Raw genomic sequence first — 10,809 nt, 5'->3', positions numbered from 1 at the left:
CGCATGGCTTCGACTGTGCAGGTCAGGTGCTGTTTCCGAGGCCGAGGCGATGCGTCGCGCGCATGGGTGACGACGCGGAAACGAACTCGACCATTGGGATGCGCAGGTGGGCTAGCGTGAGTCCGTGAGTGGAATCGACGTGCGGGCCGCCGACGTGTTCGCGGATGTAGCGGCCGTACTCGGCCCCAAGAAGGAGACGTCCAGTAACTGCTTCTGCCTGTCGTACCGCATCGGGTCAACGGAGAATCAGGCCCTGCGTGGGCCCGAGCGTTTCGAGCGGGTGCGGGGCCTGTGCGCGGAGGACCCGCCGCCCGGCGTCCTCGCCTACGACGGTGCCGAGCCCGTCGGGTGGGCGGCGATCCACCCGCGCGCCGACACCACGTTCGCCACGAACCGCCGGATCCCGCACGTCGAAGGCCATGAGGACCCGTGGTCGCTGTGGTGCGTGCGGGTGCGGCCGGGCCACCGCAAGCAGGGGATCAGCCACCAACTCGTGGCCGGGGCCGTCGAGTTCGCTCGCGTGAACGGAGCGACCGTCGTCGAGGCGTACCCCGTCGACAATCGCGGCGAGAAGGTCGACCTGACCATGGCGTACGTCGGAACCCGCGCGCTGTTCGAGCGCGCCGGTTTCGAGTACGTCATGGACACCACGTCGGTGCTGAACGGCTTCACCCGGGTCCTGATGCGGTACACGACCTGAGCCGGCCGCCCGACTGCGCGTGATCACGGCGGCATCGGCTTCCCGCGGGGAGTTCTCACACAGGCGGTGGTTGCAACCCACTGGTCGGTGAAAAGTTCCCGCGGGAAGTGAAGCGAGTTGATACGGCTACAGACGTCCCAAGTAGCGGCCGGTTCGTCCCCACGGAAGACCTTGCGCATCGGTGAAGCGGAGAGCCGTTACTGACCAGGCCTTGCTCTTGGTCACCGGTCGTACCTTCAGTTCGAAGATCTCGCGCGAGTCGGGAAAGCTCCAGCCGTCGTACTCGGACGTGACAGTGGTGATGAAATCGCCCGGTGGCAGAACACCCATACGGAACATGCTGCGAGGCTTCGGCTCATCGGTGCTCCTCCACGCGTACGTGCTGTCGACCTCGACGTCGTATACAGGCGTGCTGGAGCTGTTGTGAATCAGGAGCCCGCGATCGATGACTTGATCGTCGTTGTCGACCAGAGCAATACACCAAGCCGAGATCTGACTGGCTTGGTCTCTCTCGATGCGCACTGCTGCGAGTTCGTCTCTACCCGACTCGATCTGGAAGAGTTTCTTCGATGCCAGTGCCGCCCAGATCGCTGCTGTCAGCGCTCCGACCGCGCCGAGTGCCGAGATCCATTCCGGCAGACTTCCCCACATACGGCCTCCTCGTCGCGATCATTCGGTGCCACCCGACAGCACCGTACTTGCGATCGCAATGAAGGTCATCTTCAGGTGAGTGTGTGATCCGACGGCTCTACCGGGTTCGGCGAGTAGCCGTTACTTCCAGCCGAGGGCCGGGGCCACGTCCTTGACCAGCGATTCCAGCAGGCGGGTGTTGTACTCCACGCCCAGCTGATTCGGCACCGTCACCAGCACGGTGTCGGACTCGGCGATGGCCTCGTCGTCGCGGAGCTGCTCCACCAACTGCTCCGGTTCGGCGGCGTAGGTGCGGCCGAACACCGCGCGGAAGGTGTCGATGTTGCCGAACTGGTCATCGCTGGAGCGCTCGTGCCCGAAGTAGGCGCGGCTCTCGTCGTCGATGAGCGGCATGATGCTGCGGCTGACCGAGACGCGCGGCTCGTGATCGTGACCGGCCTCGGCCCACGCGTCGCGGAACCGTCGGATCTGCTTCGCCTGCTGCACGTGGAAGGGCTCACCCGACTCGTCGGTCTTGAGTGTCGAGCTCATGAGGTTCATGCCCAGCTTCGCCGCCCACTCGGCCGTGGCGTCCGATGCTGCGCCCCACCAGATCCGGTCCCGCAGCGTCGGCGAATGCGGCTCGACGCGCAGCAGACCCGGCGGGTTCGGGAACATCGGCCGCGGGTTCGGCTGCGCGAAGCCGCCGCCCTCCAGCACCTTGAGCAGCACCTCGGTGTGCTCGCGTCCCATGTCGGCGTCCGTCTTGCCCTCGCCGGGCTGATAGCCGAAGTACTTGTAGCCCTCGATCACCTGCTCCGGCGATCCGCGGCTCACGCCGAGCTGCAGTCGCTCGCCCGCGATGAGGTCCGCGGCGCCCGCGTCCTCGGCCATGTACAGCGGGTTCTCGTAGCGCATGTCGATCACGCCGGTGCCGATCTCGATCCGCGAGGTCCGCGCCCCCACGGCCGCCAGCAGCGGGAACGGCGAGCCGAGCTGGTTCGCGAAGTGGTGCACGCGGAAGTAGGCGCCGTCCGCGCCCACCTCTTCGGCGGCCACCGCGAGATCGATCGACTGATGCAGCACGTCGGCGGCGGACCGCGTCCGCGAACCGGGGGAGTCGGTCCAGTGACCGAAGGACAGGAAGCCGATCTTCTTCATGGCCGCTACAACCCCGGACTGCGGTCCGAATATTCCGCGCACCGTCGGGCGGAGGAACGTTCCCGGGGAAGCAAGAGGCGACCCACGCGCTCGTCGCGGACCAGGTGCGCGTCGACCAGGTCCGGCACGTCGGCGACGGTGACCCGCCCGTACCAGGCATCGTCCGGCTGGACGATGACGACGGGCGCGTGGTTGCACGGGAACTGGCAGCCGGTCACGGTGACCAGGGCGTCGTCGTCGCCCAGGCCCGCGCGGCGCAGCTCCTCGCCGAACGCGGAGGGCAGTCCCGACGCCCCGAGGGCCGAGCAGCGCGGACCGCGGCACACGAGGACCTGATGACGGTGCCGCGGCACGTCCTCCCACGCGGGCGAGTGCAGCGGCGCGGCGTCCGCCGCCATGGGCGACCCGCCCGCGGCGATCGCGGCGGCGAGCAGCGCGGCGTCGGGCTCGGGCAGGAGCTGCGGGGCGAGCCGGAGGGTCGGCGCACCGTCGTAGCCCCGGAGCCAGTGCGCGGCCACCCGGCGCAACCACGACCGTTTCGGCCCGGGCTGGGCCCACCCCGTCCCGATGAGCAGCACGTCGGGGGAGCCGCCGTCCGCGACCGCGGTGAGCACGTCGACCAGCGCCGGGTCGTGGACCTGAAGGAATGCCGGTTCCGCGGCGGCCGCTCGGGCCAGGTCCGCGAGCTCGTCGGGGTCGACGCCGGCGGACATGCCGACGAGGATCGCGGTCACGGCAGGGCCCGGATGCCGTCGGCGACGCGGCGCGCACCGTCGAGCAGGCGGACGCCCGAGGTGGTCTCCGAGAACGGGACGATGACGAAGCGGTTCTCGCGCACCGCGCGGAGCTGGCTCATCGCCGGGTCCTTGCGCGCCTGGTCGATACGTTCCTGCGCGGGGTGACCAGCAGCATCGGCGACGACGATCACATCGGGGTTCGAGCCGACGACGTTCTCCATCGAGACGTCGGCCCAGTTGCCGGGCAGGTGCGCGAAGACGTTCACGCCGCCGACCGACTCGATCAGCAGCTGCGGTGTTCCCTTGCCCGCGCCGACGTAGAGGTTCGTGCTGCCGTAGTCCCACCAGAAGATCCGCTGCCCCTTGGCGGCGTCCTTCAGCGCCGGAGTACTCAGCTCCGCCTTCTGCTGGTCGATCAATTTCTGCGCCGCGTCCTCGGTGCCGAAGGCACGGCCGGCGACGGTGAGCTCGTCCCAGATCAGGTCCCACGAGGCCCGCTCGGGCTTCTTGGCGCAGCCCGCCGGGGCGAGCAGCGTGGCGATGCCCTGCCCCTGCAGCCGGGCGCGGTCGCCGGCGTTCTTGTCGCTGAACGCCGAGTTGTACGAGCCGTAGACCAGGTCCGGGCGCGCCGACAGCATCTTCTCCTGCGTCGGGTACTTCGCCGCGAGGACCGGGATCTTCGCGTAGTCGGCCTGGAAGCGCGGCGCGACCTCGTCGTCGAGGTAGGCCGTGCCCACCATCCTGCTCGCGACGCCGAGGGCGAGTGCCACCTCGGTCGCGCCCTGGTTCATCGTCACGATCCGCCGCGGCTCCGCCTTCACCTCCGACGCGAAGTCGCACGTCGTGACGGTGATCGGGAACCGCTCGGAGGGCCGCGCCGGAGCGCTGTCCGACGGTGCGCCGCACCCGGCGAGGAGGGTCGCCGCGGCGAGCGGGATCGACAGGGGGAGAAGGGCGCTGGGCCGCATGATCGCTCGATTCGTCGGCCGCTCCGTGCGCGGGAGCAGCGGTGGACACGTCGAGTCGGCCGGGTATCGGACTCGGGGCGTCACCACCCCACACCGTTGCGCGCCAGTCCCGGAATCCCGCCGGGTTCCCCTGACCGACTCGGACCTCGACGTTAGCAGGGCGATGTGGTCATGAGAGCGCTGCTACGCGGTCGCCGAGGAGCGATCCGCGATGGTCTACGACCGCGCGGTGTTCCACGCGGCGACGGACGTCGCTGCGGCCGTCCATGCAGCGAGGATCGCCAGCGAGACCCACGGCGACCACGTCACCGTGTGCGCGGGCACGCCGATGGTCGCGAACTGGGCGCTCGTCGCGGGTAGCCACGCCGCCACCGCACGGCCGAAGGGCACCGCGGGCACCGCGATCGCCTCCACGAGGAACCACCAGCCGAGCACGACGCCGACCGCCGCCGTCGTGGACGGGACGAGATGCCCGACCGCGAGCCCGAGCGCCGCCAGGAGGGCACCTGCGACCGGGACGCTGACGAGGAGGTGCAGGAACTCCGCACCGGGGGATCGAAGACCGGTGACGAGCGCGATCAGGGCCGTCAGCACCGCGCTCAGCAGGCCGACGGCTGCCCCGGCCACCCCGGCGACCAGGGCCTTCGCGCCGTAGCCGAGCAGGGGCCGGGGCAGCAGGATCCGCGTCAGCGCCAGTGTGCCGTGCTCGCGATCGAGGCCGATCAGCAGCGCGCCCGCCGCCGCGACCAATGCGCCGCCGACGAGCCCGGCACCGTACGCAGCGGTGGTCACCGAGGCGTCGCGGAAAACCGCCGCGAAGACGCCGACGACCACCGCCACCGCGACGGCCACGCCCAGTGCGCCGCCGAGCGCCGCCCGGAAACCGCGGGAGGTGAGCGCCTTCCGAGCTTCGGCGGCGACCGACCGTCGAACGACGCCCGGCGGAGGGGCGGACGCCGGGTCGCGCACGGGGGCGGCGGCACCGTCGTCGCTCGTGAGCCGGAAGTACAGCTCCTCGAGCCCGGAGCGGCCCGGTGGGGCGGGTTCGACGAGCTCGGAGAGTGGTGCATCCGCGACCACCCGGCCCTCGTGCAGCGCGACGATCCGGTCGGCGGTCTGTTCCAGCTCGGTCAGCAGGTGCGACGACAGGAGGACCGTCCGACCTTCGTCGGCCAGGGACCGGAGCGAACTGCGGATCCACGCGATGGCCTCGGGATCGAGGCCGTTGACCGGCTCGTCGAGGACGATGACCGGCGGGTCGCCGAGCACCGCGCCCGCGATCGCGAGCCGCTGACGCATGCCGAGGGAGAAGCCGCCGACGGGTCGGTCGGCCACGTCCTGCAGGCCGACCAGTTCCAGCGCCGCGTCGACGCGACCGTCCGGCAGGCCGATCGCCGCCGCCATCCAGCGCAGGTGTTCGCGGGCCGTCCGCGATGGAGCGGCCCACTCCGCGTCGAGCAGCACGCCGATGGTCGTGCCGGGGTTGGGGAGGTCTCCGTACCGCAGGCCATTGATCGTGACCGCCCCCGAGGACGGCCGCTCCAGGCCCGCGATGAGGCGCAGAGTGGTCGACTTCCCGGCCCCGTTCGGGCCGATCAGTCCCGTGACCTCGCCCGACGGGGCGGTGAAGGACACCTCCTCGACCGCCACCGCCCCGCCGTAACGGACCGTGACCCCGGAGAGTTCGATCACCGCGGCTTCGCGGCGACGGCCGTGCCGGGCTTGGCCGTGGCGGGCTTGGTGGACGGCTTGACGGGAGGTGTCGCTTTCGCGGGAGTGCCACCCCTGCCGCTCGCGGCGAGCTCGCCGAGCGCGGCCAGACCGCCGGTGGCGATGGGCGACCACTTCCCGGTCTGCAGGCCGACCAGCACCTGGTCCTGCCAGGCCACGAGGCACGCGGCGGCGGGCGTGGCGGCGAGCTCCTGCAGCGCCGGGGCGAGGTCGTCGCCGGCCTTGGTCAAGGCCTCGATGACGGTGGGCCGGTACTGCGCGTAGAGCGGCTTGATCGCGTCGTAGACGGCCTGTTCCGCGGCGTTGAGCGCTCCGACGGGGCCCGCGAGTGCAGGCTGTGACTGCTCGATCACCGGCTTGATCGCGGCGAGGAAGGGGCCGAACAGGCTGAGGATCGGGTCGTAGGCCTGGCCGGCGGCGAAGGCCTCGTCGGTGAACGCGCCGGCGGCGGGCGCCAGCAGGATGAGGGAGGCCAGCCCGCCCTTCTCCCGAGGTTTGGGCCAGCCGAGCGGGCACTGGATGTCGGCGGGATTCACGCCGGGTACGACGGTGGACGCCGCCCCGCCGGGTTTCGCCGCTGACGACGCCGCCCCGGTGGGCTTCGCCGCGGCGGACGGCGCAGCGGAGGAACTGGTCGGAGCCGGTGCCGGTTTCGGCGTCGGGACCGCCGTCGCGACACCCGCGACAGGGACCGTCACCGCGAGCGTGGCGGCGACGGCGGTGCGGACGAGCGCGGGCGGATTCCGGGTCATGGTGCCTTCTTCGGTGCGGAGGAATGAGGAGACGCGGGCACACCGGCGGCGGTGGGCGGGACGCCGGGCTCGAAGACGCCCTCGAGGTGCCAGACGCCGGTGAAGTCGTTGAACGGGCCGCCCTGGATGTGGCTCGTCCAGTCGAGGGTGAAGCGACGCGTCGCGGGGTCGAAGGTGCCGCTCGCGGTGGGGCCGGTGGACTTCGCGGCGGCGGGCTGGGCCAGCCAGCGCTGCGAGACGACGTCCCAGGCCTTCGCCACCCCTTCCTGGCCGGCCGCGGCGGCGTCGGTGCGCGGCACCGGTTTCGGAGCGCCCTGGTTGAACTCCTGGTTGTTCCACGACGCCGCCCAGGCGGAGACGTCCGCGGTCAGACGTGTTCCGGTGCGGGACACCGAGGGCGCCGGGAGGGGCGCGCGGGTCTGCGGATCGACGGCGTTGGTCGAGATTCCGAACAGCACGTCGAAGAATTTCGTCGGCGTGATCACCGAGCCCGAGAGCGAATCACCGTTGCCGAAGCCCGGTTTCGCCTCCGACTGGTACGCGCCGGTGCGCAGGCCGCCCGCTGTGCCCGGCTTCAGGGCGGTGACGCGGCCGTCGTCGATCGGCGAGTTGGCGTTGTTCACGAACGGCCCGTCTGCCGTGCCGCCCACGATCGCCATCTTGAAGTACGTGCCCGTCGGCTTACCGTCGGCGAAACCACCCGGGGTGAAACGGAACAGCCCGACCAGGTGCTCCGGAGTCTCCGGCTGCGACGGGGCGGGGGAGCCGCAGGCCGCGGACATCGCGGCGACCACGGCGACGAGCGCGGTCGCGACGGAGCGCCGCGTGATCGATCGCAGAGCTGAGAGCACTGTCATGAGAGGGTCTTTCGTCGGGTCCCGACCAGCGCGCCCGCCACGGCGATGCCGAGGACGAGCTCCGCCCACGGCAGGACCGCGAAGGTCCCTCCGGGGGTCGGCAGGGCGGCGTTGGTCGATGCCAGGCGCCGGTAGTCGGGGAGGTTGTCGTTGATCGCACCGGTGAGCGACGCGAGGTCGGAGGACACCGTCTGCCAGGAGGCCGTGAAGGCGCGGATCTCCGGCGTGCGGCGGACCGCGGTGCCGCGGTCGATCTCGCCGACCGCGCCGACCAGGGTGAGGAAGTCGTGCTGGAGGCGGACCACCTGCTGCTCGGTCATGATCGGCGCGAACCGGTCGATCACGCGCCCCGCCGACCCGGCCCCGCCCACCAGCCCGGAGGCGAACGGATGGACGAGGAGTACGCCGGCGCAGACCACCGTGGCAGCGGTCGCCCACCGACGTGGCGAGGCGGATCGGGAGCGGACGAGGACCGCCCCCGCGACGGCGAGCGCGATCCCGATCAGCAGGAGCAGCTGGGGGAGCGTGCCGAGCCCACGGATCCGCGAGAGGGCATCGACATCGGGCTTCGCGGCCCGCGCCGACGCGAGCAGGTCCCGCGCGTTCGCCTCGACCTCCGCCGACCGGTTCGCGTAGTCGACGGTCCGCGGCGCCGCCGCGAGCCGCCCGGCGGCGGCGTCCGCGTGGATCGCCGCGCCGAATCGGGCGATCGCGTCGACGTCACCGTCGAGGCGATCCAGCGATTCCGCAGTGAGGTGCGGCGCGAAGGCGTCGAGCATCTTGGTCGCGCCCGCCGTCGTCGTGGGGAGGCCACCGGCGACGGAGCCGAGGGCGAGGGCGACGCCCGCGATCAGCAGGAACCAGGCCGGCCACCGTCGGGCGGACGGAACCGCAGCAGTGCGCGGGGGCGCGACGGCGCGCAGCCGGGGGACGCCCCCGAGCAGCGCCGCCGCGCGGGGAGCCGCTACTTGCTGTACGTACCGGTGAGATGCCACAGGCCGGTGAAGTTGTTGAACGGTCCGCCGACGATCTGGCTGGTCCAGGTGAGGGTGTAGCTGGAGCCGTTGATCGAGCCCGTGATGCGGCTCGTCTTGCCGGGGAGGCCTCCGCCCGGCTTCGGCGCGCCCTGGTTGAAGACCTGCCCGTTCCAGGCGACGCCGAACGCGGACAGATCACCCGACAGCGACGAGCCGTTGCGGGTGATCGTCGGGACGGCGGTCGCCGAGCTGGTCTGTGGATCGGTGGCCTTGGTCGAGGTCACGAAGTCGGAGCCGAAGAAGGTGCGCGGCGAAGTGACCTGCCCCTGGTACGAACCCGAGGTCAGGGATCCGGAGAGCGGGGTGATCGTCTTGTCGGAGCTGGTCGAGTTGCCGTTCGCGAGGAACGGGCCCGAGGCGGTGCCGCTGGGCAGGATCATCCGGAAGTAGGAACCCGAGTCGATCGAGAACGTGCCTGTGAGGGTGTCGGCGTTCGCGGCGGGCGCGGCGACGACGCCGGCCGCGGCGGCCGCCGTCACGGCCACGGCGGCGACGAAGGTCCGGCGGGGAAGAGGATTGCGCATGGGGCGATCTCGCTTTCTTCAGGAGGTGAGGAGCCCGATGGAAGCTGAACGCTAGTTGCGGTCGTACGGCGCGCGAAGGGTTGCGATCACCGCGATCCGGGATCCGTGATGTCCATCGCACGACCTCCGCGGCCTTGGCCTCGCGTGGGGCGCGGGCGGCCGGAGGGCGTTGACTACAGTCGAGGCGTGAGTACAACCACCGTCGCGATCCTGGTCGCCGTCGTCGTCATCCTGCTGGTGCTGGCGGCGCTGGCCACCGGCTTCTACCTCAACAAGCGGCGCCGTGTGTCGCTCAAGGACGAGACGCCGGAGCCGAAGAGCCTCGACAAGTCCGGCGGCTACAAGGCCGGCGGCGGATTCTCCTTCAGTGAGGGCACTCGCGAGGCGGAGGCTGTGCCGCTGGTGCCGAAGGCTCCGCCCGTGCCGGAAGCCGCACCCGAGGCGGCGCCGAAGATCTCGCTCAAGGACCTGCAGGAGTCGCGGGACCAGGAGGCCGCGGAGGCCGTCCAGGCGCAGGAGGACGCCCGCCTCGCCGAGGCCGAGGACATCGACCCGACCATCGCGGAAGTTGAGCCGCAGGCGCCGACGGAGATCGAGGAGCTCGAGGACGCGGCTCCCGAGGTCGTCGACGCGCCCGCGGAGCCCGAGTCTCCCGCCGAGCCCGAGGCTCCTGCGGAGACCGAGGCACCCGCCGCGCCTGCCGCGCCTGCCGCGCCCGCGGAGGCCGAGGTTCCGGCGGCGGAGGCGGCACCGTCGGCCCCGCAGCTGGACGAGATCGCCCCGACAGCGGGGCGCCTGGACCGGCTCAAGGGCCGGCTCGCGCGCTCGCAGTCGACGGTCGGCGCGTCGCTGCTGGGCCTGCTCGGCGCGGGCGACCTCGACGAGGATTCGTGGGAGGAGATCGAGGACACGCTGCTGCTCGCCGACCTCGGCACCCCCACCACGATGGCCGTCGTGGAGAAGCTGCGCGACCGGATCGCGACGCAGGGCGTCGGCAGTGCCGCCGAGGCCCGCGCGCTCCTGCGGCAGGTGCTCGTCGAGGAACTGCACCCCGAGTACGACCGCAGCATCCGGGCGCTGCCGCACGCCGGCGCACCGTCGGTGCTGCTGGTGGTGGGCGTCAACGGAACGGGCAAGACCACCACGACCGGCAAGCTGGCGCGCGTGCTCGTCGCCGATGGCCGGCGCGTGCTGCTGGGCGCGGCGGACACCTTCCGCGCCGCCGCCGCCGACCAGCTGCAGACCTGGGGCGAGCGGGTGGGTGCGGGCATCGTGCGCGGCAAGGAGGGCGCCGACCCGGCGGCCGTCGCCTTCGACGCGGTCGCGAAGGGCACGGAGGAGGGCGTCGACGTCGTCATGATCGACACCGCCGGCCGCCTGCACACCAAGACCGGCCTGATGGACGAGCTGGACAAGGTCAAGCGCGTCGTTGAGAAGAAGGCCAAGGTCGACGAGGTGCTGCTGGTCCTCGACGCCACCATCGGGCAGAACGGTCTCGTCCAGGCGAAGGTGTTCGCCGAGGTCGTGGACATCACCGGCGTGGTGCTGACCAAACTGGACGGCACCGCCAAGGGCGGCATCGTCTACGCCGTGCAGCACGAGCTGGGCGTGCCGGTGAAGCTGGTGGGCCTGGGCGAGGGTGCCGACGATCTGGCGCCGTTCGAGCCCACCGCGTTCGTCGACGCGCTGCTCGGCTGACACGATTGCGCTCC

At 71.5% G+C, this 10,809-nt stretch carries 11 protein-coding genes and 1 riboswitch; of the genes, 2 read left to right on the top strand and 9 right to left on the bottom strand.

All coding sequences use genetic code 11. From position 1 onward, the window contains the following. Positions 1 to 124 precede the first annotated feature (124 nt). Entirely contained in the window at positions 125 to 700 is a 576-nt protein-coding gene (locus AXK61_RS19475; protein WP_197466877.1) for a GNAT family N-acetyltransferase, read from the top strand. A 126-nt stretch (positions 701 to 826) separates the two neighbouring features. Here AXK61_RS19475 and AXK61_RS19470 read toward each other — a convergent pair whose 3' ends face one another. The 9 genes from AXK61_RS19470 to AXK61_RS19430 all read right to left on the bottom strand — a co-directional run bounded on the left by AXK61_RS19470 (position 827) and on the right by AXK61_RS19430 (position 9,097). Beyond that, the gene (locus AXK61_RS19470) at positions 827 to 1,351 is read right to left on the bottom strand and encodes a hypothetical protein (RefSeq protein ID WP_156485762.1); all 525 of its coding nucleotides are present in this window, start codon (positions 1,349 to 1,351) and stop codon (positions 827 to 829) included. 120 nt (positions 1,352 to 1,471) lie between these two features. Further along, positions 1,472 to 2,491, bottom strand: a complete 1,020-nt coding sequence (locus AXK61_RS19465) for an LLM class flavin-dependent oxidoreductase (protein WP_068746761.1) — start codon at positions 2,489 to 2,491, stop codon at positions 1,472 to 1,474. Between the two features lie 5 nt (positions 2,492 to 2,496). Continuing rightward, positions 2,497 to 3,225 (bottom strand): (2Fe-2S) ferredoxin domain-containing protein, encoded by a 729-nt coding sequence (locus AXK61_RS19460; RefSeq protein WP_068746760.1) that lies wholly within the window; start codon positions 3,223 to 3,225, stop codon positions 2,497 to 2,499. Then, on the bottom strand, positions 3,222 to 4,196 hold the full coding sequence (locus tag AXK61_RS19455) for an ABC transporter substrate-binding protein (RefSeq protein WP_068746759.1): 975 nt from the start codon (positions 4,194 to 4,196) through the stop codon (positions 3,222 to 3,224). Before AXK61_RS19455 ends, AXK61_RS19460 begins: the two co-directional genes overlap by 4 nt. Before the next feature lie 40 nt (positions 4,197 to 4,236). Next, a riboswitch (cobalamin riboswitch) is annotated at positions 4,237 to 4,350 on the bottom strand. A gap of 62 nt (positions 4,351 to 4,412) precedes the next feature. Continuing rightward, positions 4,413 to 5,888: an ABC transporter ATP-binding protein gene (locus AXK61_RS25770; protein ID WP_068746758.1), complete on the bottom strand. Its 1,476-nt coding sequence runs from the start codon at positions 5,886 to 5,888 to the stop codon at positions 4,413 to 4,415. After that, entirely contained in the window at positions 5,885 to 6,679 is a 795-nt protein-coding gene (locus AXK61_RS19445) for a hypothetical protein (RefSeq protein ID WP_068746757.1), read from the bottom strand. The genes AXK61_RS25770 and AXK61_RS19445 overlap by 4 nt, the downstream gene beginning before the upstream one ends. Continuing rightward, a complete protein-coding gene (locus AXK61_RS19440; protein WP_068746756.1) occupies positions 6,676 to 7,536 on the bottom strand; it encodes a hypothetical protein in 861 nt (286 codons plus the stop codon). The genes AXK61_RS19445 and AXK61_RS19440 overlap by 4 nt, the downstream gene beginning before the upstream one ends. Continuing rightward, positions 7,533 to 8,531, bottom strand: coding sequence for a hypothetical protein (locus AXK61_RS19435; RefSeq protein ID WP_068746755.1), 999 nt, complete (start codon positions 8,529 to 8,531; stop codon positions 7,533 to 7,535). The genes AXK61_RS19440 and AXK61_RS19435 overlap by 4 nt, the downstream gene beginning before the upstream one ends. Continuing rightward, positions 8,501 to 9,097, bottom strand: a complete 597-nt coding sequence (locus tag AXK61_RS19430) for a hypothetical protein (protein ID WP_068746754.1) — start codon at positions 9,095 to 9,097, stop codon at positions 8,501 to 8,503. Before AXK61_RS19430 ends, AXK61_RS19435 begins: the two co-directional genes overlap by 31 nt. 186 nt (positions 9,098 to 9,283) lie before the next feature. On the opposite strand from AXK61_RS19430, the gene ftsY reads away from it, so the two are divergent. Beyond that, complete coding sequence (gene ftsY, locus AXK61_RS19425; RefSeq protein ID WP_068746753.1) at positions 9,284 to 10,795, top strand: signal recognition particle-docking protein FtsY; 1,512 nt, start codon at positions 9,284 to 9,286, stop codon at positions 10,793 to 10,795. The last annotated feature ends 14 nt before the right edge of the window (positions 10,796 to 10,809 follow it).

The sequence above is a fragment of the Tsukamurella pseudospumae genome, assembly GCF_001575205.1.
GTDB lineage: Bacteria > Actinomycetota > Actinomycetes > Mycobacteriales > Mycobacteriaceae > Tsukamurella > Tsukamurella pseudospumae.
The sequence above is the reverse complement of the archived record's forward strand: the minus strand, read 5'-3'. Positions and strand labels throughout refer to the sequence as shown.